At 37.2% G+C, this 26,141-nt stretch carries 19 protein-coding genes and 2 pseudogenes; 17 read left to right on the top strand and 4 right to left on the bottom strand.

Going from position 1 to position 26,141, the window contains the following annotated elements:
* Positions 1–185 precede the first annotated feature (185 nt).
* Both MKY69_RS08795 and MKY69_RS08790 read right to left on the bottom strand, forming a co-directional pair.
* Positions 186–851: a DUF1129 domain-containing protein gene (locus tag MKY69_RS08795; protein ID WP_003107615.1), complete on the bottom strand. Its 666-nt coding sequence runs from the start codon at positions 849–851 to the stop codon at positions 186–188.
* A gap of 84 nt (positions 852–935) precedes the next feature.
* Positions 936–1,880 carry a magnesium transporter CorA family protein gene (locus MKY69_RS08790; protein WP_003105810.1) on the bottom strand — a complete coding sequence of 315 codons (945 nt, stop codon included), beginning with the start codon at positions 1,878–1,880 and terminating at the stop codon, positions 936–938.
* 395 nt (positions 1,881–2,275) lie between these two features.
* On the opposite strand from MKY69_RS08790, the gene uvrA reads away from it, so the two are divergent.
* From uvrA to nusB, 6 genes are all read left to right on the top strand, one after another.
* Positions 2,276–5,107 carry an excinuclease ABC subunit UvrA gene (gene uvrA / locus MKY69_RS08785; protein ID WP_340791526.1) on the top strand — a complete coding sequence of 944 codons (2,832 nt, stop codon included), beginning with the start codon at positions 2,276–2,278 and terminating at the stop codon, positions 5,105–5,107.
* A 535-nt stretch (positions 5,108–5,642) separates the two neighbouring features.
* Positions 5,643–6,719, top strand: coding sequence for a M24 family metallopeptidase (locus MKY69_RS08780; protein WP_340791523.1), 1,077 nt, complete (start codon positions 5,643–5,645; stop codon positions 6,717–6,719).
* Positions 6,720–6,748: 29 nt separating this feature from the next.
* Positions 6,749–7,210, top strand: coding sequence for a deoxycytidylate deaminase (locus MKY69_RS08775; RefSeq protein ID WP_003105453.1), 462 nt, complete (start codon positions 6,749–6,751; stop codon positions 7,208–7,210).
* Positions 7,211–7,338: 128 nt separating this feature from the next.
* Positions 7,339–7,896, top strand: a complete 558-nt coding sequence (efp, locus tag MKY69_RS08770) for an elongation factor P (RefSeq protein ID WP_003104307.1) — start codon at positions 7,339–7,341, stop codon at positions 7,894–7,896.
* Between the two features lie 41 nt (positions 7,897–7,937).
* On the top strand, positions 7,938–8,327 hold the full coding sequence (locus MKY69_RS08765) for an Asp23/Gls24 family envelope stress response protein (RefSeq protein WP_003102745.1): 390 nt from the start codon (positions 7,938–7,940) through the stop codon (positions 8,325–8,327).
* Entirely contained in the window at positions 8,320–8,751 is a 432-nt protein-coding gene (nusB, locus tag MKY69_RS08760) for a transcription antitermination factor NusB (protein WP_340791519.1), read from the top strand. Before MKY69_RS08765 ends, nusB begins: the two co-directional genes overlap by 8 nt.
* A gap of 456 nt (positions 8,752–9,207) precedes the next feature.
* Here nusB and MKY69_RS08755 read toward each other — a convergent pair whose 3' ends face one another.
* Positions 9,208–10,173, bottom strand: a complete 966-nt coding sequence (locus MKY69_RS08755; protein ID WP_037620040.1) for a LacI family DNA-binding transcriptional regulator — start codon at positions 10,171–10,173, stop codon at positions 9,208–9,210.
* Between the two features lie 2 nt (positions 10,174–10,175).
* A complete protein-coding gene (locus MKY69_RS08750; RefSeq protein ID WP_003102626.1) occupies positions 10,176–11,615 on the bottom strand; it encodes a sucrose-6-phosphate hydrolase in 1,440 nt (479 codons plus the stop codon).
* Between the two features lie 179 nt (positions 11,616–11,794).
* Between MKY69_RS08750 and MKY69_RS08745 the strand changes: the two are divergent.
* From MKY69_RS08745 to recG, 11 genes and pseudogenes are all read left to right on the top strand, one after another.
* A pseudogene (locus MKY69_RS08745) lies at positions 11,795–13,166 on the top strand (sucrose-specific PTS transporter subunit IIBC); the annotation flags it as partial.
* Between the two features lie 68 nt (positions 13,167–13,234).
* A pseudogene (locus MKY69_RS10585) lies at positions 13,235–13,693 on the top strand (PTS sugar transporter subunit IIA); the annotation flags it as partial.
* A gap of 135 nt (positions 13,694–13,828) precedes the next feature.
* Complete coding sequence (gene scrK / locus MKY69_RS08740) at positions 13,829–14,710, top strand: fructokinase ScrK (RefSeq protein WP_003104428.1); 882 nt, start codon at positions 13,829–13,831, stop codon at positions 14,708–14,710.
* A gap of 99 nt (positions 14,711–14,809) precedes the next feature.
* Entirely contained in the window at positions 14,810–15,586 is a 777-nt protein-coding gene (locus MKY69_RS08735) for a MurR/RpiR family transcriptional regulator (protein ID WP_003103815.1), read from the top strand.
* Positions 15,587–15,680: 94 nt separating this feature from the next.
* Complete coding sequence (locus MKY69_RS08730; protein ID WP_062806807.1) at positions 15,681–16,976, top strand: PTS sugar transporter subunit IIC; 1,296 nt, start codon at positions 15,681–15,683, stop codon at positions 16,974–16,976.
* Positions 16,977–17,030: 54 nt separating this feature from the next.
* On the top strand, positions 17,031–18,446 hold the full coding sequence (locus tag MKY69_RS08725) for a glycoside hydrolase family 1 protein (protein ID WP_003107604.1): 1,416 nt from the start codon (positions 17,031–17,033) through the stop codon (positions 18,444–18,446).
* A gap of 399 nt (positions 18,447–18,845) precedes the next feature.
* On the top strand, positions 18,846–19,796 hold the full coding sequence (gene manA, locus MKY69_RS08720; protein ID WP_003107603.1) for a mannose-6-phosphate isomerase, class I: 951 nt from the start codon (positions 18,846–18,848) through the stop codon (positions 19,794–19,796).
* A gap of 142 nt (positions 19,797–19,938) precedes the next feature.
* The gene (gene secA / locus MKY69_RS08715; RefSeq protein WP_003107601.1) at positions 19,939–22,467 is read left to right on the top strand and encodes a preprotein translocase subunit SecA; all 2,529 of its coding nucleotides are present in this window, start codon (positions 19,939–19,941) and stop codon (positions 22,465–22,467) included.
* Between the two features lie 98 nt (positions 22,468–22,565).
* Entirely contained in the window at positions 22,566–22,919 is a 354-nt protein-coding gene (acpS, locus tag MKY69_RS08710; protein ID WP_003102702.1) for a holo-ACP synthase, read from the top strand.
* Positions 22,919–24,022, top strand: a complete 1,104-nt coding sequence (alr, locus tag MKY69_RS08705; RefSeq protein ID WP_004347379.1) for an alanine racemase — start codon at positions 22,919–22,921, stop codon at positions 24,020–24,022. Before acpS ends, alr begins: the two co-directional genes overlap by 1 nt.
* A 44-nt stretch (positions 24,023–24,066) precedes the next feature.
* Complete coding sequence (recG, locus tag MKY69_RS08700) at positions 24,067–26,109, top strand: ATP-dependent DNA helicase RecG (RefSeq protein ID WP_340791908.1); 2,043 nt, start codon at positions 24,067–24,069, stop codon at positions 26,107–26,109.
* Positions 26,110–26,141: the final 32 nt, after the last annotated feature.

Genomic DNA, 26,141 nt, shown 5'->3' with positions numbered 1-26,141 from the left:
TAAAGAGACAGCACAATCCCTTAATATTAGCGATTCTTGTCCTCGTTTATTTTAACAATAACTATCTTTCTTGATTTTGGTAAATAGTGAAACGGTCTAGGCAGTTAAACTAAGGAAAAATTGATAAAAAAAGAACCGACGACTTTATTGTCGGTTCTTTTGTAATACTTGATTTTATTTCTAACTTAGCGTTGTTGCGCAGCCATTGCATTAAGAATATTGTATTTACGTTGTAAGAAGTAGCGAGTAGCGAAGGCTAAGGCACCAATAACGACAAGGGCGAATGGTGGGAGAATTGGGTTAAGAGATCTTGGTAAGAAAGCTGTTGCTGTATAAAGACCAACCCAAACAGCCATAGCTAAAGAAAGAGCACCGATGATTTTTAACCAACTTGGACGTTGACTTTTGTCTTTGCCCATATGACGGTATACAAAATAGTAAGTTGCATACATAGATGCACCACCACCGAAACCAAGGGCAAGAAGTGAGATAATTCCAGTCACTGTAGCATGAGAATTAAAGAGTGTCATCATGCCGTTTAGCAAAGCAACAACACCAATAAATAGGAGAGAGGTATCTAACCACATTAACCATGGATTAGTATTTTTTGGTTTTTCTTCGGTTTTACCGTTCTTGCTGTCTTTTCTTTCAGTAAATGAGCCAGCCCAAGCTGTTGGTGCTCCCAAAAATGAACGGGCAGGAATCCCTTGTCTTTGCTTCTCAAGGATTGTTGGAACAGTTTCTTCAAGAATGGCCTTGATTTCTTGATCAGATTTACCATCTTCAATAAGACGGTTAGTAGCAATATGTATGAATTCTTGATTTTTCTTAGTTAAGTTTTGAAAATCCATTTTATCTCCTTAGATAAATTTCTTCTTGTTAAAAGTAATGTAGATTGTTTTACAACTTCAATGTTGATAATATTCCGGAGCAAATTAGAACCATTTTTTGCGGATAAAGTATAAAACAATTAATGATGACAAAGCACTTGCCAGTAGGACAATAACCCAAAAGCCGTGTTCTAAGCCGTTTAAAGGCATCCAGTTATTTTGGAAGTTCATTCCGTAGGCCGAAAAAATAACCGTCGGGATATCCAAAGTCATAGTCATTAAAGCAAGTGTCTTCATGATTGTATTCTGATTATTATTAATGATAGAGGCGGTGGTATCAGTCATGGCATTCAAGACATTTTCATAGATGCCCGCCATTTCGATGGCCTGTTGTGTTTCAATCAAAGTGTCCTCTAAAAGGTCTTCGTCTTCAATATATTTTTTCAATGAGCTAGTGCTGCTAGACAATTTCTTAACAATTCGTTCATTGAATTTTAAGGAGGCTTTTAAGTAGACAATTGATTTTTCAAGTTCCATCATGTCAATTAGTTCTTCGTTACGGGTTGCAGCCTCTAGCTGTGCTTCCAAACGATCACTTTGTCTGTCGATAGTGCGTAGGGCGGTAAGAAATAGCTCAGCATTGCGGTAAAGTAATTGGAAGACAAAACGCGTCTTCATAAACGTGAAAAAGTTTTTAACGCGTTTTTTATGAAAATGGTCAAAGAGTGTTAAGTCATTTAAACAGGTTGTAATAACAGCATTTTCTGTAACGATTATACCAAGCGGAACCGTCACATAATAACTTTTATTATTTCGTTCCTCATAGGTTGGAACGTCGACAATGATAAGGGTGTAATCATCCTCAACTGCGATACGAGAGGTTTCTTCAATATCGAGTGGAGCTCGCAAGTCAGAAATATCGATATCAAATTGATCGGCGATTTCAACTGATTCTTCCTGGGAAGGGTTAACCAATTTAATCCAAGCCCCTGGCTCGAATGTTTCTATTTCTTTGAATTCAATTGCCGATGAAAGAAACATTTGTTTCATGACAAGCCCTCCTTTTTCTAAAGTTTATGTTGATGATTACTAGCATTTTATGATTTGAAAATTTGCGAAAACTTATCAATCCTAGGTTCCACAGAAAATTCTCTAAAAATGGCAATAATACTTTACTATTATACTACAAAAAGTTAAATTTGGGGGTAGTATAAAATGATAAAATTTTCATTTTGAACTAAAAAACGTTTTAAAAAAATATATATCATTTTTCAAGTAATATCATACTTTAATATGTTTCAAGATAGTTTGATGGATTGAAGTGAAAGCAGTTAAATTTTCTAACTGTGCAGAAAGAGGTTGAAAATCTTTTCAGTCTGTTATATCTTAAAATTTTGGTATAATATAAGAAATTTCAAGGGAGGTGTGCTGACAAGCACTATCACATGCAAGATAAATTAATTATTCATGGAGCGAGAGCTCACAATTTAAAAAATATAGATGTGGAGATTCCTCGTGATAAACTTGTTGTTGTGACGGGTTTGTCTGGTTCTGGGAAATCAAGTTTAGCTTTTGATACTATCTATGCTGAGGGTCAACGTCGTTATGTTGAAAGTCTCTCAGCATACGCACGCCAATTTTTAGGCAATATGGAGAAGCCTGATGTTGACTCAATTGATGGTCTCAGCCCTGCCATTTCAATCGACCAAAAAACGACTAGTAAGAATCCACGATCAACGGTCGGTACTGTGACAGAAATCAATGATTATTTGCGTCTGCTTTATGCGCGTGTTGGTACGCCATACTGTATCAATGGGCATGGGGCAATTACAGCTTCTTCTGTTGAACAGATTGTAGAGCAAGTTTTAGAATTGCCAGAACGGACAAGAATGCAAATTTTGTCTCCAATTGTTCGTCGGAAGAAGGGTCAACATAAATCTATTTTTGAAAAAATACAAAAAGATGGTTATGTTCGTGTCCGTGTTGATGGGGATATCTATGATATTTCAGAAGTTCCAGAATTGTCTAAAAGTAAAATGCATGATATCGAAGTGGTCATTGACCGTTTGGTCAATAAAGATGGCATTCGAAGTCGTCTCTTTGACTCAGTTGAAGCAGCACTTCGTTTAGGAGATGGCTATCTAGTGATTGACACTATGGATGGTAATGAAATGCTCTTTTCAGAACATTATTCTTGTCCTGTCTGTGGTTTTACTGTTCCTGAATTGGAACCCCGATTATTCTCTTTTAATGCTCCTTTTGGGTCATGCCCAACTTGTGATGGACTTGGAATTAAATTAGAAGTTGATATGGATTTGGTCATTCCGGATCCAAGTTTAACCTTAACTCAAGGTGCTCTTGCACCCTGGAATCCGATTTCATCCAATTATTATCCGACTATGCTTGAACAAGCTATGAAAGCTTTTGGTATTAGCATGGATACACCTTATCAAGATTTAACTGACCAAGAAAAGGATATCATTTTATATGGTTCGGGAGATAAAGAATTTCATTTCCACTATGTGAATGGTTTTGGTGGTGAACGCAATATTGATATTGCTTTTGAAGGTGTTGTGACTAATATTAATCGTCGTTATCATGAAACCAACAGCGAGTATACTCGTAATGTAATGCGCGGCTACATGAATGCTCTTAAATGTACAACTTGTCATGGTTATCGTTTAAATGATCAAGCCTTATGTGTCCATGTCGGTGGAGAAAGTGGCTTAAATATTGGACAGTTATCAGAACTATCTATTGCAGATCATTTAGAGTATATAGAGACAATTCACCTAACAGAAAATGAATCAACAATAGCTAAACCAATTGTCAAAGAAATTCAAGATCGTCTGACCTTCTTAAATAATGTTGGTCTTAATTACCTGACCCTTTCTCGTGCTTCGGGAACTCTGTCTGGTGGGGAAAGTCAGCGGATTCGACTAGCAACGCAAATCGGTTCTAACCTATCGGGAGTTCTTTACATTCTGGATGAGCCATCAATTGGTCTCCACCAAAGAGATAACGATCGCTTGATTGAGAGCTTGAAGAAAATGCGTGATTTAGGCAATACCTTGATTGTCGTTGAACATGATGAAGATACGATGATGCAGGCGGATTGGCTGATTGACGTTGGTCCAGGAGCTGGTGACTTTGGTGGCCAAATTATTGCTTCGGGAACGCCAAAACAAGTGGCGCGCAATCGGAAATCAATTACTGGTCAGTATTTATCTGGTAAGAAGTCAATTCCCGTGCCATTAGAACGCCGTTCGGGCAATGGTCACTTTATTGAAATAAAGGGGGCCAGTGAAAACAACTTGCAAAATCTTGATGTTCGCTTCCCTCTAGGCAAATTTATTGCTGTGACAGGTGTCTCCGGATCAGGAAAATCTACGCTAATTAATTCGATTCTGAAAAAAGCGCTGGCCCAAAAACTCAATCGTAATTCTGAGAAACCGGGGAAATACAAGTCCATTGAAGGAACAGAACATATTGAACGCTTGATTGATATCGACCAAAGTCCAATTGGTCGAACACCGCGTTCAAATCCAGCCACTTATACTGGTGTTTTTGATGATATTCGTGATTTGTTTGCCCAAACTAATGAGGCTAAAATTCGTGGCTACAAGAAGGGGCGTTTCTCCTTTAATGTCAAAGGCGGACGCTGTGAGGCTTGTTCTGGAGATGGGATTATCAAGATTGAAATGCATTTCCTACCTGATGTTTATGTTCCATGTGAAGTTTGTCATGGACGTCGTTATAATTCAGAGACTTTAGAAGTGCATTATAAAGAAAAAAATATTGCCCAAATCTTGGATATGACAGTTGATGATGCCTTGCCATTCTTCTCTGCTATTCCGAAGATTGCTCGTAAAATCCAGACAATTAAGGATGTTGGTCTCGGTTATGTCACCCTAGGTCAGCCAGCAACAACTCTATCTGGTGGGGAGGCTCAACGGATGAAGTTAGCTTCTGAATTGCATAAACGGTCAACGGGTAAGAGCCTTTATATTTTGGATGAGCCGACAACTGGTCTACATACTGATGACATCGCCCGGCTCTTGACTGTTTTAGAACGTTTTGTTGACGAAGGAAATACTGTTCTTGTGATTGAACATAATCTAGATGTCATTAAATCAGCCGATCATATTATTGACTTAGGTCCGGAAGGTGGTGTTGGTGGCGGTCAGATTATTGCGACTGGGACACCAGAAGAGATTGCTAAAGTTAAAGAAAGTTATACTGGTTATTATTTGAAAGATAAATTGGACCTTATCTAAAATACGAGTCAATCTAAAAATGATTTATTATATACTTTTCATATGTTGTGAGGGATGGTAGGTTAACCAGTCAGGGTAAGAAAATCAAGAAATTCCATGCCTAGCTTTTTAGTAGTTCTAAAAAATCCCTGTACTTGAAAACTCTTGTTTTCAAGTATTAACACCACATTGAAAAGTATATTTTTGCTAAGCTTTATTATGATTAAATATAAGATTGTATACAAAGTGTTGAAATGATATTAATATTTCTTTTTACTAATAAACTTTAGAATCATTTAGAAAATCATAATAAATTAAAAATTCAACAATGAAATTTCGATGATTAAAATACTCCGGTGGACCATTTTAATTGCACTTCTAGTAATCAGAAAGAGCCCATACCAAGTCTGGACCATCAAGAAAAGTATTATAAAATGAAGACAAAGTCCTTTGTCTTCATTTTATAATACATTCTTTAAAAACGACGGAAGATAACTTTCAAAAGCTTTTAAATCATGGTAAACTAAAGGGAAGTAATGTGTACAGGAGAATAAAAATGGAAGACTTTTTAAGTGGTCGTTTAGCGACTTTAAAAAAACGATTAGTAAGTAGTCAATTAGAAGCTATCTTAATTACAAATCTTAAAAATATTTATTATTTAACTGGTTTTTCAGGAACGGCAGCAACAGTATTAGTGACACCAAAGAGAAGTATTTTTATTACAGATGCCCGGTACACCTTGATGGCCAAAAACAAGGTTAAACATTTTGATATTATTGAAAGTCGGACGCCATTAAAAGAGATTCTAACTATTTTACGAGCTGATAAGTGTCAGCACTTAGCTTTTGAAAACGAAATTAGCTTTGCTTTTTATCAAAGTTTACAAGCTCAATTTTCAGGGATAGAATTACAAGCACAGTCAGGTTATATTGAAGAACAACGTATCATTAAAGATGCTAGTGAAATTGCAACAATTGCAAAAGCTTGTTCAATTTCAGATAAGGCTTTTATTGATGTTCTTGATTACATTAAACCAGGGCAAACAACAGAATTGGATGTCGCAAACTTTCTTGATTTTCAAATGCGTCATTATGGGGCTTCAGGAACTTCCTTTGAAACGATAGCAGCATCAGGTCATCGTTCAGCAATGCCACATGGCCGTGCCAGCAATAAAGTTATTGATAATGGTGATAGCTTGACCATGGATTTTGGTTGTTACTACGACCATTACGTCAGTGACATGACGCGGACCATCCATATTGGTCAAACGACAGACCAAGAAAAAGAAATTTATCAGATTACCTTAGAGGCCAATAAGGCTTTGATCAAAAAAGCGCGTGCTGGCATGACCTACACCAACTTCGACCGTATTCCACGTGAGGTCATTTCTAATGCTGGCTATGGTCCCAACTTCACACACGGGATTGGGCATGGCATCGGACTTGATATCCACGAGAATCCATATTTTACGAAAAGTGACAAGATTTTACAAGCTGGTATGGTTGTGACTGACGAGCCTGGAATATATTTGGATAATCTCTATGGTGTCCGAATTGAGGATGATTTAGTGCTAACTGAAGATGGTTGCCAAGTTTTAACACTAGCACCAAAAGAATTGATTGTGATAAACTAATCAGCTCTGCAATTTGAAAGAGGAAAAAGATGGAAGAAAGATTATCATGGCAAGATTACTTCATGGCTAATGCCGAGTTAATTTCTAAACGTTCGACTTGTGATCGGGCTTATGTTGGGGCTGTCTTAGTTAAGGATAATAGAATCATTGCGACCGGATATAATGGTGGTGTTTCGGCGACTGATAATTGTGATGAAGCTGGTCATTATATGGAGGATGGGCATTGCATTCGGACGGTTCATGCTGAGATGAATGCTTTGATTCAATGTGCCAAAGAGGGGATTTCAACTGCTGGAACAGAACTTTATGTGACTCATTTCCCTTGTATCAACTGTACCAAGGCCCTTTTACAAGCAGGAATTAAGGCCATCACCTATAAGGCCCATTATCGCCCTCACCCATTTGCAATTGAGTTGATGGAGAAAAAAGGCGTTGTTTACCAACAACATGATGTCCCAGAAATTAAGCTGGGTGGCGAAGAGTCGAATTAAGTTGATTCATATGCAGAGGGTAATGATGAAAGTGTTATTTGAATGCTTCCATGGACATAAAAGATTTGAGAATAGTCACTAGTTGTGGTAAAATGAGATGATAAATATTTTAGTAAGAGGTAATAATAATGATTGAAGCAAGTAAGCTAAGAGCAGGTATGACTTTTGAATCAGAAGGCAAATTAATTCGCGTTCTTGATGCAAGTCACCATAAACCAGGTAAAGGTAACACTATCATGCGTATGAAATTACGTGATGTACGTACTGGATCAACTTTTGATACAACTTACCGTCCTGATGAAAAATTCGAACAAGCAATTATTGAAACTGTTCCAGCTCAATACTTATATAAAATGGATGATACAGCTTACTTTATGAATACAGATACATATGATCAATATGAAATTCCTGTAGCAAACGTTGAGCAAGAATTGCTTTACATCTTAGAAAACTCAGATGTAAAAATCCAATTCTACGGAGATGAAGTAATCGGTGTTACAGTTCCAACTACTGTTGAATTAACAGTTGCAGAAACTCAACCATCTATTAAAGGTGCAACAGTTACTGGTTCAGGTAAACCAGCAACTCTTGAAACAGGACTTGTTGTTAACGTACCAGACTTTATCGAAGTTGGACAAAAACTTGTAATCAACACAACAGAAGGTACTTACGTTTCTCGTGCTTAATTGTTTCATCAACAATAGGTTGTGAACAGAAAGGAAATGCTATGATCAGTGAAAATATCGGTGAAATCGTAATTTCACCTCGCGTTCTTGAAGTGATTACTGGGATTGCCGCAACACAAGTTGATGGCGTTCATTCACTTCATAACAAAAAAATGGCAGATAGTTTTAATAAATCTAGTCTAGGAAAAGGTGTTTATCTTCGTACTGAAGAAGATGGAACTGTTAATGCAGATATTTATGTGTATCTTCAATATGGTGTAAAAGTACCAACTGTTTCAGTTGCTATTCAAAAATCAGTTAAATCGGCAGTATATGATATGGCAGAAGTAACAATTTCAACAGTGAATATTCATGTTGAAGGAATTGTTCCAGAAAAAATGCCAAAACCAGATATGAAATCATTGTTCGATGAGGATTTTTTGGATGACTAAAAGTTTTCAAAATTCGAGACGTGATTTAAGAGAACGTGCTTTTCAAGCTTTGTTCAATATGGAGATAGGAGGCGAATTCTTAGAAGCTTCTCAGTTTGCATATGATTATGATAAGATTGTAGAAGAAGGGGAGAAATCAGATGTCCCTGCTTTCTTATTAAATTTAGTAAATGGTGTTAATGACCATAAAGTAGAATTGGATCAATTAATCACAGAAAACCTTAAAACAGGTTGGTCAATTGAACGACTTACTTTGTCAGATAAAACAATGTTACGTTTAGGTCTTTATGAGATTAAATATTTTGAAGAAACGCCTGACCGTGTTGCATTGAACGAAATCATTGAGATCGCCAAAAAATATTCTGATGAAACATCTGCAAAATTTATAAACGGCTTACTCAGCCAATTTGTAAAAGCTGAATAAAAAAAAGCAGTAGCTCTTGTAGTTACTGCTTTTTTATTTTAATACGGATGTCTAGTTCACTATATGTTTCCTCAAAGTGATTTTTCCCGTCCAGCCTCTTTGAAAAAAATGTCATCATGGTTTAATAGAAGAATGCAAATAAACATTACGAGTTAAGTATTTTGTCTATACCTTATGGTATTTCGTATTAGAAAAAAATAATAAAGAACTTTATAAGTATTGATTATTGAAGAAAAATATTGAAGATATTTCTGAAATTTCGGATTCACAAGAAGGTGTGAAAATCAACCTTTAGTATTCATTTATTCTCTAAAAAAACATTTTAGAAATCAGTGAATGTATTAAAAAACTCCAAGACGAATTTACAAGACATACCTGATACTAGGAAAAGTAATAATATTTATTTTGTTTAAATAACAAATAAGCTGAAGATAAGTAATTTTATCCTCAGTCTTTTTATATACTTGAACCAGGTAAGAGAGTTATGGGTAAGATATAATCCTTACTGGTTTTTTCTTTATTCATTTTTTTAAGCAATATTTCGACAGATAATTTTGCTATCTCCTCGATAGGTTGCTTGATTGTTGTCAGTTGTGGATAGTAATTTTCAATGAAAGCTGTGCCGTCATAACCAATTATTTTTACATCCTCTGGAACCTTAAGACCTAACTGATGAGCGACTTTCATAATTAATATCGCTGTCAAATCATCAGAAGCAAAGATACCATCAGGTTGTCTTGTTCCTAAAATAGACTTAATTTCCATTTCTCGTCGAATAGTCGATAAGTTGTTTGGTAATTTTATGACTTCAGCTTTTCTTTTTAATTGGTAAGAGAAACCTAATTGTCTTAGACCAGTCGGTGAATCAGAATTATCGTTCCCTGTAATCATGATGATTTTTTGACATTTGTACTTTTGTAGGGTTTGCGCAGCTAATTTTCCACCTTGGAAATTATCTGAGGAGATTATCGGAATATTGGGAGCTAGGTTCCGGTCAAAAGCAACTATTGGCGCCTCTACTCGCTCATAATCCTCTAGACCCAAATTATGACTTGATGAAATGATGCCATCGACTTGATTGGCTGCTAACATTTCCAAGTATTCTTTTTCTTTTTGGGGATTGCTTTGGCTGTTACAGATAATTGTCTTGAAACCATGATTAAAAAGCTCTATTTCAAGATACTCGATAAGCTCTGCATAAAAAATATTACTGATATTTGGGAAAATTAATCCCACTAATTGAGCAGATTTTCCTTGTAAGCTTCTGGCAAGATTGTTAGGTTGATAACCTAATTCTTTCATTGCCGCTTTCACTTTATCAACTGTTTTTTGAGAAAGGTAACCTTTTTTATTTATCACCCGAGAAACAGTCGTAGGGCTAACACCAGCTAATTCAGCTACATCAGTTAATTTTGCAACCAAAATCATTTCCTCATTTCGTAATATTTACCTGAAACTTGACCTTCTATTACTGAAATTCCTGTTTCTGTTTTTGATGGAAAGACACGACTTGTTAAAACACTTTGTCCATTGTTGACAAAAATTTCAACGGTTGACTGATCAAGATAGATATTAAGTGTAACATCTTCTTTAGGAATTTGGCAAGTTCTTACAGTGTCGAACTCTAATGCATATTGTTGACCAACTTGACTACGATCTAATTGTAATCGACCTGATGCAGTATCAACAATTAGCTTAAGCCCACGATTATTACCCATTACACAAAGGTTTAGCTGAGTAGTCTGATTGGCAGGAATTTGTAATTCTAATTCATAGCAATTTGATGTTGAAGTTTGCTTGACAAATTCTTGGCCTTTTCCTCTTAAGGATTTAATTGCTTCAACAGGTTTTTGGAAAAGTTTACCATCTTTGATATGTAATTCTTTGACCAAGCTCATTGCGCCTTGATAGTCATATTGATCAGTTGGATAGTTGATATCAGGTAAACCAATCCAAGAAATAGCTAGGGCTTTTCCCTCAGGCGTGTTAAAAGCCTGCGTAGCATAGGCTTCAAATCCAAAATCTAGATTTTCTAAATTTCCTGGGCCAATTAATTTCCCATTTTCTGGATCAAAACTTTCAAAAATCTTATATGTATTTGGGTAGATGTTAGTATAGTTTAACTCCTCTCGTGACAAGCCTTGTGGACTAAAGATGAGTACTGGTTTCCCATCAACAAAAACCAAGTTTGGACACTCAATCATGTAGGCTGTTCCACTATTATCAAAATCCAAATCAGCCACAAATTGCCAGTTATCAACATGATTATTCACAGCTTTGTACAGTTTGATAATGCCTTGCTTAGCTGTATTTTGACCGCCGACAATAGCGTAGAATTGTTCGTGAAATTTGAAAATTTGGGGATCGCGGAAATGATCTGTCACATCTCCAGGCTGTTCGATTAAGACCTGATCGAATTTCTCAATATGACCTTCTTTATCCATAAAAGCCCCAACCTGTAAGGGATGGCGGACCCAATCTTGATCACGAACATTTCCTGTATAAAAAAGGAAGAGTTTTTCGCCGATAGCATAAGCTGATCCAGAGTAAGCTCCGTGACTATCATTTGCATGGTCAGGCAGCAATTTACTTCCTGTCTCAGTAAAATGGACAAGATCCTTAGACACCAGATGAACCCACTGTTTCAATCCATGAGCTGCACCAAATGGCCAGTTTTGATAGAAGAGATGATATTGCCCATCAAAATAAGAGAAGCCATTAGGGTCATTTAACAAGCCAGTTTTTGCTTCAATATGATAGGTGCAGTGCCAAGGAGATTGACTGACACGTTCCTCTATTTTTTCAATTTCTGCTCTTGTCCATTGGTCATAGGGCTTATAACGGACTTCTTTTGGTAATTCCATATTGGCTCTCTTTCATTTTATTATATACTATTATATTAAACGTTTTCCTCCGTAAAATCAACAATAAATAGCTAAATAAAGAAATATATGTCAAACGCTTGACATATATTTTTGACATGCTAAAATAATATACAAGAGGTGAAACGGTTTCACTTAAAAATTAAAGGAGATTTTGCAGAATGGACAACAAACAAATTGCAAAAGAAGTCATTAATGCAATTGGTGGTCGTGAAAATGTTAGAAGTGTCGCACACTGTGCAACGCGTTTACGTGTCATGGTTATTGATGAAAACAAAATTGATAAAGAAAAAGCTGAGAACATTGAAAAAGTCAAAGGTGCCTTTTTCAACTCTGGTCAATATCAAATGATTTTTGGTACAGGTACTGTTAACAAAATTTATGATGAAGTGGCAGCACTTGGTTTACCAACTGCATCTACTGGTGAACAAAAATCCGAAGCTGCCCAACAAGGAAATATGTTCCAACGTGCAATTCGTACCTTTGGTGACGTTTTTGTCCCAATCATTCCAGCAATTGTTGCGACTGGTTTATTCATGGGAGTTCGTGGTTTAGTTACACAACCTGCAATTATGGATTTATTAGGTATTCATCATTATGGTGAAAACTTCTTAATGTATACACGCATCCTTACTGATACAGCATTTGTTTATTTACCAGCCTTGGTTGCTTGGTCTGCCTTTCGTGTCTTTGGTGGGAATCCACTAATTGGTATCGTACTTGGTTTGATGCTTGTCTCAAATGAATTACCAAATGCATGGGTTGTTGCCTCAGGTGGTGATGTTAAACCTTTAACTTTCTTTGGTTTTATTCCCGTTGTTGGCTACCAAGGAACAGTCCTACCAGCCTTCTTCGTTGGTTTAGTTGGTGCCAAGCTTGAAAAATGGTTACATAAAAAAGTACCAGAAGCTTTAGATTTATTAGCAACACCATTCTTAACGTTTGCGATTATGAGTGCCCTTGGTTTATTTGTTATTGGTCCTGTTTTCCACTCACTTGAAAATGTTGTTTTAGCTGGTACTCAAGCAGTTCTCCATTTACCATTTGGGATTGCTGGTTTGATTATTGGTGGTATCCAACAGTTAATCGTAGTAACAGGTATTCACCATATCTTCAATTTCCTTGAAGCTCAATTAATTGCCAATACTGGAAAAGATCCGTTTAATGCCTACTTAACAGCAGCTACTGCTGCACAAGCTGGAGCAACTCTAGCAGTTGGTGTTAAAACAAAATCACTTAAACTTAAAGGATTAGCTTTCCCTTCTACATTTTCTGCCTTACTAGGTATTACAGAGCCAGCTATCTTTGGGGTTAACTTACGTTATCCAAAAGTATTTGTCTCAGGTTTACTTGGTGGTGCAGTAGCTGGTTGGGTTGCCGGATTATTTAATCTTGCTGGGACTGGTTTTGGTATTACAGTATTGCCAGGAACATTACTTTACTTAAATGGACAATTAATTCCTTATATCATTACTCTTCTTACTGGTTTATCAGTTGCCTTTGCTATCTCTTATGTTTGGGGTTACAAGGAAGAGGAAGCAACAGAAACTGTTGCTTTATCATCAGAAGCACAAGCACCAATTGCTGAAAATGCACAGTCAAGTTTAAAAGAAGAAACAATTGTTAGTCCTTTAGAAGGAACTTATCAAGCCCTTGATCAAGTAACTGATCCAGTATTCTCATCAGGAGCGATGGGTAAAGGAATTGCTATTAAGCCAAGCGGAGATGCTGTATACTCTCCAGTAGATGGAACTATTGAAGTTGCTTTCGAAACAGGTCATGCTTTTGCAATTAAGTCTGATTTAGGTGCAGAGGTACTTATTCATATTGGTATTGATACAGTTTCAATGGCAGGCGATGGTTTTGAAGCAGTAGCTAAGGTTGGTCAAAAAGTTAAAAAAGGTGACTTATTAGGTCGTTTTGATTCAGTTCGAATTGCTTCAGCTGGTCTTGATGACACGACAATGGTGATTGTTACAAATACAGCAGATTATGCTAAAGTTATACTTCATGACTCAGAAGCTTTAACAACAGGTCAAGAAATTATCACTGTAAAGTAATAGAAGGGCTAGGAAACTAGCCTTTTTGTTATCTATTTAGCAATTTTATTATGAAAATTTTTTGATATTAACTTGCCTAACATGAGTGAAACACCTATAATAAAAAGAAGAAAACGCTTCATAAAAGGAGATAAAATGAGAAAATTATACGGAAGTTTAGAAGCTGGTGGGACAAAATTTATTTGTGCTGTTGGTAATGATGACTTAGAAATAGTTGCTAAGGGACAGTTTCCAACTACCAATCCGGAAGAAACCATTGCTGCAACTATTGCTTTTTTCCAAGACTTTAAAGATGATTTGGTAGGGCTTGCCATTGGTTCTTTTGGTCCGATTGATATAGATGAAAAATCAGAAACTTATGGTTACATTACAACAACCCCTAAGCCAAACTGGGCAAATGTTGATTTACTTGGAAAAATTAAAGATGCCTTACAAGTACCCGTTTATTTCACAACTGATGTTAACAGTTCGGCATATGGAGAAATGCTGGTACGTAAAGGTGTTGATAGCTTAGTTTACTATACTATTGGAACTGGCATTGGTGCTGGGGCTATCCAGGATGGACGTTTCATCGGGGGGCTTGGCCACACTGAAGCTGGTCATACTTATGTGATGGCTCATACAAATGATATTGAAACTAATTTTACTGGCGTATGCCCATTCCACAAAGGATGCTTGGAAGGCATGGCAGCTGGACCAAGTTTGGAAGCAAGAACTGGAATTCGTGGCGAGCTAATTGAAGAAAATTCAGCCGTTTGGGATGTTCAAGCCTTTTACATTGCTCAAGCAGCATTGCAAGCGACCATGCTCTATCGTCCACAAGTGATTGTTTTTGGTGGCGGTGTGATGGCACAGTCACATATGGTCACTCGGGTTCATCAAGCTTTTGAGGAATTAATGCAAGGCTACTTACCTGTTCCTGACTTGAAAGATTACATTGTTACACCAGCAATTGCTGAAAATGGCTCCGCTACTCTTGGAAATTTTGCATTAGCTAAATTAGTAGCTGGTCAATAATCAGAAAAACCACTTAAACAGTATTTTAAGTGGTTTTTCTCTTTCTTTTGTTTCCAAGAGATGATACTATTTTAGTATAAAATGACTAATGGAGTAGAAATGGACTTTAAAGAACGTATATCTGTTCAATTTACAAATCTGACTAAAACAGATAAGAAAATATCTAATTATTTAATACAAAATCCAGAATTTTTAACGGAAAATAGTGTACAAGGGGCAGCTAAGGTGATGAATACCTCGCCAGCTGCATTGGTTCGTCTAGCCCAAAAAATTGGTTATAAAGGCTTGGCCGATTTCAAAATGGACCTAGAAAATTATGCAAAAGACAAACCAGGCAAGGAGCTTGCTGAAGGTGCAACGGTCCGTGATCAAGTTTTGTCAAACTATCGGGATACTATTGATGTCATTCAGGGGCATCTGAAAGAAGAAGATTTACAGCAGGTGGCACGAATTATTCTTGAAGCTAGTAGAGTCAGAATTCTCGGAATTGGGAGTTCGGGTTTGCGGGCCGAGGAGTTGGTTTATCTCTTGCTTTATCAGGATGTTTATACGGAAAGTATTACTAGTAAGACCAAGATGCTTTATCTAGCTCGTAATTTAAGTGCAGATGATGTTTTGATTTTTTATACTGTTTCGGGTAATAAGGATTTTCAAGAATTATTTACAGCAGCAAAAGAAGTAGGTGCTAAAATAATTATCTTAACTATGGTCGATAATCCATATGTCCGTGACTTTGCTGACCACTTATTTGTGTTACCTTCGAATTTGCAACAATTAACCAATACTAGCGGTGAATTCTATCAATTGGATAATCGTCTTCAGTTTTCAATTTTCTCTGAAATATTAGCAGCTTATGTCAATCAAGAATTAAAATAAATTCCAATATAAAAATTAGTATTGAAATAAATTTCAAACATGGTATAATAGCCTTACATAAAAAATACTATTCACTAGTTTAAAGGAGATTACCATGAATAAATTTATGGATATGCTAAGTGAAAAGGTCTTGCCTGTGGCAACAGTTTTAGGGAATAATAAATACTTATTAGTCCTTCGTGATGCTTTCATGCTATCTTTTCCGTTGACAATGTTTGGTTCTTTGATTGTTGTTTTCAATAATCTACCGTTTTGGCCAGATAGTTTAAAAGCACAATTTTCAACTCTATTTGGAAATGGTCAAAGTGCAACTATGTCGATTATGACTGTTTTTGTTTCATTAGGAATTGGTTATTATATGGCTAAAGCAGAAGAAATGGAAGAAGGTATCTATGCTGCAGTTGTTTCCCTAGCTTCATTCTTAGTTCTAACACCCTTTTTCTTTGATGTCTTTGGTGAAGATGGTAAAGTTGCTGCAACTGCAAATGGTGCCTTGAGTCTTGATCGCCTTGGTGCCAAAGGGATGTTTCTAGGTATTATTGCTTCATTCTTAGCTGCTAAATTGTTTGTCTATTTAACAAAACGAGGCTTTACGATTAAAATGCCTGAGAGTGTTCCACCAGCAGTTTCAAAATCTTTCTCAGCTTTAATTCCAGCAATTGGGACATTACTTTCCTTCTTAATTGTTAATGCCATTATGGTTGGCTTGTTTAAAACCAATCTACATGATGTCATTTATAATCTTATCCAAAAGCCATTGACTGGTTTAGGAACAAGTTTACCAGCGACAATTGTAGCTCTCTTCTTTGTTCAATTCTTATGGTTCTTTGGTTTGCATGGACAAGTTATTGTCAATTCTGTATTTGAGCCGTTTTGGCAAACAAACATGTTAGATAATGCTCAATTAACCCAGCAAGGGGCTGATGCTTTAGCTAAACATGGTCATATTGTTACTAAATCATTCATGGATACTTTTACAGTTGGTTTAGGTGGTTCTGGTTCGACCTTAATAGTGGTTTTAATTATGGCATTCTTTATGAAGCATAAACAATATAAAGAAGTTGGTCGCTTTGCCTTAGGACCTGGTATCTTCAACGTAAATGAACCAGTTATCTTTGGTTTACCAATTGTTATGAATGCTAGCATCTTTATCCCTTGGTTATTAGCACCAATTGTTTCAGTCATTATTGCTTACCTAGGGTTTGCTAGTGGTATAGTGCCTCTAACAACAGGTGCTCAAGTACCATGGACAATGCCAATCTTTATTTCAGGATTCTTAGCTACTAACTCAATTATGGGGTCATTATTGCAGTTGGTTCAAGTTGTTGTGATTGGATTAATTTGGTTCCCATTCCTCAAAATGATTGATCGTAGCGACCAATCGTTATAATACATATCAAGAGGGAGTTGACATGACATCGACTTCCTCTTTTAAGGAGAAACTATGAAAACATTACAATTTCCAGAGAATTTTTGGTGGGGAGCTGCAACAAGTGGACCTCAGTCAGAAGGAAATTTCAAAAAAAAACACCAAAATGTGATGGACTATTGGTATGCGACTAGTCCTCAAGACTTTTACAATCAAGTTGGACCTGACACAGCTTCCGATTTCTACCATGACTACATAAATGATATCAAATTGATGAAAGACTGTGGCCTCAACACTGTCCGTACATCTATTCAATGGTCTCGGTTGATTGATGATCTGGAAACCAACACCGTTAACCAAGATGCAGTTGATTTCTATAACGCTGTTATTGATGAGTTCATAGCCCAAGGCATAACACCATTCATGAACTTACACCATTTTGATTTACCTGTTGAATTATTGCACACTTACGGAGGCTGGGAGAACAAGCATGTTGTTGAATTATTTGCAGGGTTTGCAGAAAAATGTTTCCAGCTGTTCGGCGACCGTGTCAAATATTGGTTTACACACAATGAACCTTTAGTAGTTGTTGAAGGTGGTTATTATGAACAGTTCCATTATCCTAAAAAAGTCGACGGTAAAGCGGCAGTTCAAGTTGCCTACAATCTCCAGCTTGCTAGCAGCAAAGCGATTGCCAAATATCGTCAATTGAATTTGGACGGAAAAATTGGGATTATCCTTAATTTGACGCCAGCATATCCAGCTAGTCAAGAAGCAGAAGACCTTAAAGCAGCTCATATAGCTGACTTGTGGTATAACCGTCTCTTTATGGATGCTAGTAGTAAAGGTGAGTTCACTCCAGAATTAGTTGATATCTTGATTAAAGAAGGTGCTCTTTGGCAAACAAATACTGAAGAATTGGCGATTATTAAGGAAAATACCATTGATATCTTAGGTGTTAATTTCTATCATCCAAATCGTGTACAAAGACCAAAATATTCATCAAATAGTTTAGCAGTTGATTTTCTTCCGACAAAATTCTGGCAATCCTATGAAATGCCAATGGCTCGAATGAATGTTGATAAGGGTTGGGAAATTTATCCTAAGGCTGTATATGATATTGCTAAGGATATTCAGGATAATTATGACAATATCGACTGGTATATCAGTGAAAATGGAATGGGTGTTTCTCGTGAAGAACGCTATATTAACCAAAATGGCTTAATTGAAGATGACTACCGGATTCAATTCATCAAAGAACACCTCTATTGGCTTCACAAAGGAATGGAAGAAGGTAGTAACTGTCTAGGCTATCACTTGTGGACACCAATTGATTGTTGGAGTTGGGCTAATGCCTATCGTAACCGTTATGGTCTGGTGACAAATAATATCCACACACAAGTCAAAGCATTAAAAAAATCAGGTTACTGGATGAAAGAAGTGGCAGATAAGAGTGCTTACGAGATTGATGAAACCATCATTGCGGACTAATTTAAGCTAGTAAAAATGGGTGATAAATGACAAAAATTAACTATTTAAATTATTGCAAACAATCATTTTTGAGCATTCACCTTTAAAAATATTTTTTTACTTAACATACTAACAATTTTAGGCTATTATTAAATTGTATAAGAATTTTAAGGAGAGAGAAAATTCTTATGCAGTCCAAACAAGACGGGGAGTAACGTGATGTTACTCCTTTTAGAATTTTGTAAAATTAAAAGATAATATTTGAAATTCTAATAGATTGGTCTAGACTTTTAAGGTTAGAAACTAATTTATTGTTAATGATTCTATTCGAAACTTATTCAAATTCAGATCGATCAAGCTGACTCTATAAAAAAATGATATAATAGACGTATTATAGATGACAATGAAATGAGGTATATTATGGCAGAACCATTTTTTCTAAACTCTTGTATGCATGATAAAATTTGGGGTGGGACTAAATTAAGAGAAATTTTTAATTACGAAATTCCAACTGAAACAACTGGGGAGTATTGGGCAATTTCAGCTCATCCAAATGGGGTTTCAAAAATTGCTAATGGGAAATTTGAAGGACAAGGATTGGATCAAGTTTATGTTGAAAATCCTGACTTATTTGGTAATCCTAGTGAAAAAGTCTTTCCTCTTTTAACCAAAATTCTTGATGCCAATGATTGGTTAAGTGTTCAAGTGCATCCTGATGATGTTTATGGCTTGGAACATGAGGGCGAACTTGGCAAGACAGAATGTTGGTATATTATTTCAGCGGAGCCAGGTTCAGAGATAATTTACGGTCATAATGCAAAATCAAAAGAAGAGCTTGCTCAATTAATCGAAGCGGGAGCTTGGGATCAGTTATTAACGAAGATTCCTGTTCAAGCTGGTGACTTTTTCTATGTGCCGAGTGGAACAATGCATGCCATCGGCAAAGGCATTATGATTCTTGAAACGCAACAATCGAGTGATACAACCTATCGTGTTTATGACTTTGATCGTAAGGATTCAGAGGGTAATTTAAGAGATTTACATATTAAAGAATCAATTGATGTCTTAACGATTGGTAAACCAGAAAATAGTGTTCCAGCCACAATGGTGATGGACAATATTGTTACTACTACTTTAGTATCTAATCCGTTCTTTACAGTTTATAAATGGTCGATTAATCAGATTGTTAGTATGCGTCAAACAGCACCTTATTTACTTGTCTCAGTATTATCTGGTCAAGGCCACTTAGCAGTTGGTGATAAGTCCTACCCCCTAGAAAAAGGGATGCATTTTATCCTTCCAAATGATGTTAAGAATTGGTCGTTTGAAGGTCAGCTGGAGTTGATTGTTAGTCATCCAAATCAAAAGTAAAGATTAAAATTTTTTGTAATATGAAAATGATGAGAAAAGGGATGATAACAAGGCTCTTTTCTCTTTTCAATTGGTGGGATTTCTTGAACTGACTGCCCAATTATGTTAGAATGAACTGATAAGACACTCGAAAGGAACTAGGATGGCCAATATTTTACGCAAAGTCATTGAAAATGACAAAGGCGAAATAAGAAAACTAGAAAAAATAGCAAAAAAAGTTGAAGCATATGCTGATCAAATGGAGGCTCTATCTGATTCAGATTTGCAAGCTAAAACACCCGAATTTAAACAAAGATATCAAAATGGTGAAAGTCTTGAAGACTTATTACCAGAAGCTTTTGCAGTTGTTCGCGAAGCAGCAAGACGTGTTCTTGGTCTTTATCCATATCGTGTCCAAATCATGGGTGGTGTTGTCCTCCATAATGGTGACGTCCCTGAAATGCGTACTGGTGAAGGTAAAACGTTAACAGCGACTATGCCTGTATACCTTAATGCTCTTGCCGGTGAAGGTGTTCACGTTATCACCGTAAATGAATACCTTTCAACACGTGATGCGACTGAAATGGGTGAAGTTTATAGTTGGTTAGGATTATCAGTTGGGATTAACTTGGCTGCTAAATCTCCAGCTGAAAAACGTGAAGCATACTTATGTGACATCACTTATTCAACAAACTCAGAAGTTGGTTTTGATTACCTTCGTGATAACATGGTTGTTCGGCAAGAAGATATGGTTCAAAGACCACTTAGTTATGCTTTAGTCGATGAAGTTGACTCAGTTTTAATTGATGAAGCTAGAACGCCATTGATTGTTTCAGGTGCTGTTAGTTCAGAAACTAACCAATTATATATGCATGCAGATATGTTTGTTAAAACATTGTCTAAGGATGATTATATTATTGATGTTCCAACCAAAACAATTGGTTTAAGTGACTCTGGGATTGATAAGGCTGAAAATTATTTCAAACTTAATAACCTCTATGACATTGAGAATGTTGCACTCACCCACTTCGTAGACAATGCTTTGCGTGCAAACTATATCATGCTTTTAGACATTGACTACGTGGTTAGTGAAGATGGGGAAATCTTAATTGTTGACCAATTTACTGGTCGTACAATGGAAGGTCGTCGTTTCTCTGATGGTCTTCACCAAGCAATTGAAGCTAAAGAAGGTCTTCGGATTCAAGAAGAATCTAAGACTAGCGCATCAATTACCTACCAGAATATGTTCCGTATGTACAAAAAATTGGCAGGGATGACTGGTACAGCAAAAACTGAGGAAGAAGAATTCCGCGAAGTTTATAATATGCGCATCATTCCAATTCCGACAAATCGTCCAGTAGCTCGTCTTGACCATACTGATTTATTATATCCAACATTAGAGTCTAAGTTTAGAGCAGTAATTGCCGACGTAAAAGAGCGCCATACAAAAGGTCAACCAGTCCTTGTAGGTACAGTCGCCGTTGAAACCAGTGATTATATTTCAAAAAAATTGGTTGAAGCAGGCGTACCTCATGAAGTATTGAATGCTAAAAATCACTTTAAAGAGGCTCAAATCATTATGAATGCTGGACAACGTGGAGCAGTAACAATTGCAACCAACATGGCCGGTCGTGGTACAGATATTAAGCTAGGTGAAGGTGTTCGTGAATTAGGTGGACTTTGTGTGATTGGTACCGAACGTCACGAAAGTCGCCGTATTGATAATCAGCTGCGCGGACGTTCAGGTCGTCAAGGTGACCCAGGTGAGTCTCAGTTCTACCTATCACTAGAAGACGACTTAATGAGACGTTTCGGTTCTGATAGAATTAAATCAGTTCTTGATCGCATGCGCCTTGATGAAGAAGATACTGTTATTAAATCAGGCATGTTAGCACGCCAAGTTGAGTCAGCACAAAAACGTGTTGAAGGTAATAACTATGACACGCGTAAGCAAGTCCTTCAATATGATGATGTTATGCGTGAACAACGTGAAATCATTTATGCTAACCGTCGTGATGTTATCACAGCAAACCGTGACCTTGGTCCAGAAATAAAAGCAATGATTAAGCGTACTATTAAACGTACCTTAGAAGCACATTCACGGAGCAACCGTAAAGATGCTTTGGATGCTATTGTTGCTTTTGCAAGAACTAATATTGTTCCTGAAGAAAGTATTTCAGTCAAAGATATTCGTGACATGAAAGATGAGCAAATTAAGGATTATCTCTACGAGAAAGCCTTGGCTATCTATGAAAGTCAAATTGCAAAATTACATGATAAAGAAGCTATCTTAGAGTTCCAAAAAGTCTTGTTATTAATGATTGTCGATAACAAATGGACAGAACACATCGATGCTCTTGATCAATTACGTAATGCAGTTGGTTTACGTGGTTATGCGCAAAATAACCCGGTTGTCGAATACCAAGCTGAAGGGTTCATGATGTTCCAAGCAATGATTGGAGCAATTGAATTTGATGTAACACGTACGATGATGAAAGCACAGATTCATGAACAAGAACGTGAACGTTCAACCCATCATGCAACAACGACAGCAGCTCACAATATTGCTGCGCAAGGTAATGGTCAAGAATCTGAGGGAGCTCTTGATTTTTCTGGTGTTAAACGAAATGATCTTTGCCCATGTGCTTCAGGTAAGAAATTTAAAAATTGTCATGGAAGAAAAAACTACTAAGACAAGCCAGATTTTTCTAACACATAAGACAAAGGAAGCTGGGAAAATTCCCAGCTTCCGAGGTTTATCATCACAAATACATTGATTTAGGATAAAAAATGATTATTGGACATGGTATAGATTTACAAGAGATTTCTGCTGTTGAAAAAGCTTTTAGACGAAATGAACGTTTTGCCCAGAAAGTTCTAACATCAAATGAACTTGCTATCTTTAATGGATTAACTGGTAAGCGCCAAATCACTTATTTAGCAGGACGTTGGTCAGCTAAGGAAGCTTTTTCCAAAGCATTAGGAACAGGTATTGGCAAGTTAAGTTTCCATCATATTGAAGTATTATCTGATAAAAAGGGACGCCCTTACATCAGTCGGTCTCCATTTAATGGAAATAGTTTTGTTAGTATTTCTCATAGTGGTGATTATGTTCAAGCAAGTGTGATTTTGGAGGAAGAGTAATGATTTCAAGTTTACATCGACCAACTGTGGCCAAAGTAAATCTTAATGCAATAAAAGACAATATTAAGCAAGTTCAATCTCATATCCCAACGGGCAAAAAAGCCTATGCAGTAGTCAAAGCAAATGCCTATGGACACGGAGCAGTCGAAGTAGCTAAAGCTATTGATCCAGATATAGATGCTTATTGTGTTTCCAACTTGGATGAAGCTTTGGAGCTTCGCCAGGCTGGTATCACAAAAGAAATTCTAATTTTAGGGATTATCTTAGCTGATCAGCTAGCCTTGGCAATTGAGAACAATGTGACATTAACTGTTTCAAGTCTGGAGTGGCTTGAAGATGCTAAGCAAAGCGGAGCAGACCTAAGCAAGTTGCATGTCCATCTCAAGGTTGATTCTGGCATGGGTCGGATTGGAGTTCGTAGTCTTTCTGAGGCTAACGCCTTGATTGCTGCGCTCTTAGCTGAAGATAGCCATATTGATGGCGTCTTCACTCATTTTGCAACAGCCGATGAAGCTGACGCTGACAAATTCAAACAACAGTTACACTTCTTTACAGAGTTAGTAGAATCATTGGACCATAAGCCTGCGCTGGTGCACGCTAGTAATTCAGCAACGAGTCTTTGGCATAGTGAAACCATTTTTAATGCAGTCCGATTAGGCATTGTGATTTATGGATTGAACCCGAGTGGAACTGATTTAGACCTACCATATCCATTAACTGCTGCGCTGTCTTTGGAAACTCGTTTAGTCCATGTGAAGACAATTAATGCAGGTGATACAGTTGGTTATGGGGCCACCTATCAAGCCAAAGAAGCAGAAGTAGTTGGAACAATTCCAATTGGTTATGCCGATGGCTGGACGCGTGATATGCAAGGTTTCTCTGTCTTAGTTGATGGACAAGCCTGTGAGATTATCGGACGCGTGTCAATGGATCAGGTAACCATCAGATTACCTAAGGTTTATCCAATTGGAACCAAGGTAACCTTGATTGGGCAAGATGGGTCTTCCGTAATTTCAGCAACGGATGTCGCAGACAAACGTGGAACAATCAATTATGAAGTTCTCTGTGTCTTAAGTGACCGTGTGCCTAGAAAGTACTTTTAACTGAAAAGTTGGCAAAACTCTTGTATAATAGGTACAAGAGTTTTATTAATGATGAGGGGTATAAGAGATATATGAATTTACAATCACCAATTTCAGAATTGAAAGGGCTTGGCCCCAAGTCTGCAGAAAAATTTCATCAATTAGAGATATATACCATTGAAGACTTATTGATCTATTATCCATTTCGTTATGAAGATTTCAAGAGTAAGTCAGTTTTCGACTTGCAAGATGGTGAGAAGGCTGTCTTAACTGGACAAGTGGTGACGCCAGCAACTGTCCAATATTATGGCTTCAAACGGAATCGTCTTTCCTTTAAAATTAAACAAGACGAGCTAGTGATTGCGGTCAATTTCTTTAATCAGCCCTATCTAGCTGATAAGGTTGAAATTGATAAGGAAGTAGCTATTTTTGGGAAATGGGATCAGAAAAAAGCTGCGCTTACAGGCATGAAATTTCTGATGTCTCTAGAAGATGATTTGCAACCTGTTTATCACACAGTTCAAGGAGTTAGCCAAACTGCTCTAATTAAAGCAATCAAAGCTGCATTTGATGCAAATGTCTTGGACCAAATTAAAGAAAATATTCCAGCATTACTTCTTCAAAAATACAAACTGATGCCTCGACAAGATGCAATCAGAGCCATGCATTTTCCAAAAGATTTAAGGGAATACAAATTAGCTCTTCGTCGCATTAAATTTGAAGAACTCTTTTACTTCCAAATGCATTTACAGTTGTTAAAAGTGGCTAATAAATCTGAAAGCTCAGGTTTAGCCATCAACTTTTCGCAGGAAGCTGTTAATGCCGTCATTACCAACCTACCTTTTCCATTAACTGGCGCACAAAATAAAAGTCTTAGAGAAATCTTAGCCGATATGAAATCGGGCCTACATATGAACCGTCTTTTACAGGGAGATGTTGGTTCAGGGAAAACAGTTATTGCTAGTCTAGCCATGTATGCCGCATACACTGCCGGCTTTCAATCAGCCTTAATGGTTCCTACAGAAATCCTCGCTGAGCAGCATTATGACAGTCTAAGCCAACTATTTCCTGATCTTTCGATAGCTATCTTAAAATCGGGAATGAAGGTAGCTGAGCGACGAACAGCCTTAGCAGCCATTGCTGACGGATCAGTGGATATGATTGTAGGTACCCACGCGCTGATTCAAGATGCTGTTCAATATCACCACTTGGGACTAGTAATAACCGATGAACAGCACCGCTTCGGGGTTAAGCAACGACGAATTTTTAGAGAAAAAGGTGACAATCCAGACGTCCTTATGATGACGGCTACGCCCATTCCTCGTACGCTAGCCATTACCGCCTACGGCGAGATGGATGTGTCAATCATTGATGAACTGCCTGCAGGGCGCAAGCCGATTGTGACCCGTTGGGTCAAACATCAAGAGTTAGATAAGGTTTTGCCTTGGATTATGGATGAAATTGCCCAAGGCGCTCAAGTCTATGTCATCTCTCCTTTGATTGAAGAGTCCGAGGCACTGGATTTAAAAAATGCTGTCGCTCTTGAGAGTGAGTTGAAAGACTACTTTAAAGAGTCTGCCAGAATTGCCTTGATGCACGGGAAAATGAAGAATGAAGACAAGGATGCTATCATGCAAGCCTTTAAGAATAAAGAGACTGATTTGCTGGTGTCAACGACTGTTATTGAGGTTGGTGTCAACGTTCCGAATGCAACTATAATGATGATAATGGATGCTGACCGTTTTGGTCTTAGTCAATTACATCAGCTTCGTGGTCGGGTAGGACGTGGTCATAAGCAGTCCTATGCAATTTTAGTGGCAAATCCAAAAACTGATTCTGGTAAAAAACGGATGAGGATTATGACAGAAACGACAGATGGTTTTGTTTTAGCGGAGGCTGATTTGAAGATGCGTGGTTCTGGTGAAATTTTTGGAACGCGCCAGTCAGGGATACCAGAATTTAAGACCGCTGATATTGTCGAAGATTACAATATCTTAGAAGAAGCTAGAAGAATTGCCAGTGAAATTGTTTCGCAAGTGGCTTGGCAAGAGGATGACCGTTGGCAAGCTATTCTTCCCAATCTTAGTGAAAAAGGTAGCTTTGATTAATCTTTCAGACTAAAGGCTAGAGTGGGAAATCG

It is taken from the genome of Streptococcus sp. FSL R7-0212 (assembly GCF_038007985.1).
GTDB lineage: Bacteria > Bacillota > Bacilli > Lactobacillales > Streptococcaceae > Streptococcus > Streptococcus parauberis.
The sequence above is the reverse complement of the archived record's forward strand: the minus strand, read 5'-3'. Positions and strand labels throughout refer to the sequence as shown.

Excerpts from the sequence above, each read along its gene's own strand:
- MKY69_RS08795 (WP_003107615.1), bottom strand. The coding sequence starts at position 851 with ATGGATTTTCAAAACTTAACTAAGAAAAATCAAGAATTCATACATATT.
- MKY69_RS08790 (WP_003105810.1), bottom strand. The coding sequence starts at position 1,880 with ATGAAACAAATGTTTCTTTCATCGGCAATTGAATTCAAAGAAATAGAA.
- uvrA (WP_340791526.1), top strand. The coding sequence starts at position 2,276 with ATGCAAGATAAATTAATTATTCATGGAGCGAGAGCTCACAATTTAAAA.
- MKY69_RS08780 (WP_340791523.1), top strand. The coding sequence starts at position 5,643 with ATGGAAGACTTTTTAAGTGGTCGTTTAGCGACTTTAAAAAAACGATTA.
- MKY69_RS08775 (WP_003105453.1), top strand. The coding sequence starts at position 6,749 with ATGGAAGAAAGATTATCATGGCAAGATTACTTCATGGCTAATGCCGAG.
- efp (WP_003104307.1), top strand. The coding sequence starts at position 7,339 with ATGATTGAAGCAAGTAAGCTAAGAGCAGGTATGACTTTTGAATCAGAA.
- MKY69_RS08765 (WP_003102745.1), top strand. The coding sequence starts at position 7,938 with ATGATCAGTGAAAATATCGGTGAAATCGTAATTTCACCTCGCGTTCTT.
- nusB (WP_340791519.1), top strand. The coding sequence starts at position 8,320 with ATGACTAAAAGTTTTCAAAATTCGAGACGTGATTTAAGAGAACGTGCT.
- MKY69_RS08750 (WP_003102626.1), bottom strand. The coding sequence starts at position 11,615 with ATGGAATTACCAAAAGAAGTCCGTTATAAGCCCTATGACCAATGGACA.
- scrK (WP_003104428.1), top strand. The coding sequence starts at position 13,829 with ATGAGAAAATTATACGGAAGTTTAGAAGCTGGTGGGACAAAATTTATT.
- MKY69_RS08735 (WP_003103815.1), top strand. The coding sequence starts at position 14,810 with ATGGACTTTAAAGAACGTATATCTGTTCAATTTACAAATCTGACTAAA.
- MKY69_RS08730 (WP_062806807.1), top strand. The coding sequence starts at position 15,681 with ATGAATAAATTTATGGATATGCTAAGTGAAAAGGTCTTGCCTGTGGCA.
- MKY69_RS08725 (WP_003107604.1), top strand. The coding sequence starts at position 17,031 with ATGAAAACATTACAATTTCCAGAGAATTTTTGGTGGGGAGCTGCAACA.
- manA (WP_003107603.1), top strand. The coding sequence starts at position 18,846 with ATGGCAGAACCATTTTTTCTAAACTCTTGTATGCATGATAAAATTTGG.
- secA (WP_003107601.1), top strand. The coding sequence starts at position 19,939 with ATGGCCAATATTTTACGCAAAGTCATTGAAAATGACAAAGGCGAAATA.
- acpS (WP_003102702.1), top strand. The coding sequence starts at position 22,566 with ATGATTATTGGACATGGTATAGATTTACAAGAGATTTCTGCTGTTGAA.
- alr (WP_004347379.1), top strand. The coding sequence starts at position 22,919 with ATGATTTCAAGTTTACATCGACCAACTGTGGCCAAAGTAAATCTTAAT.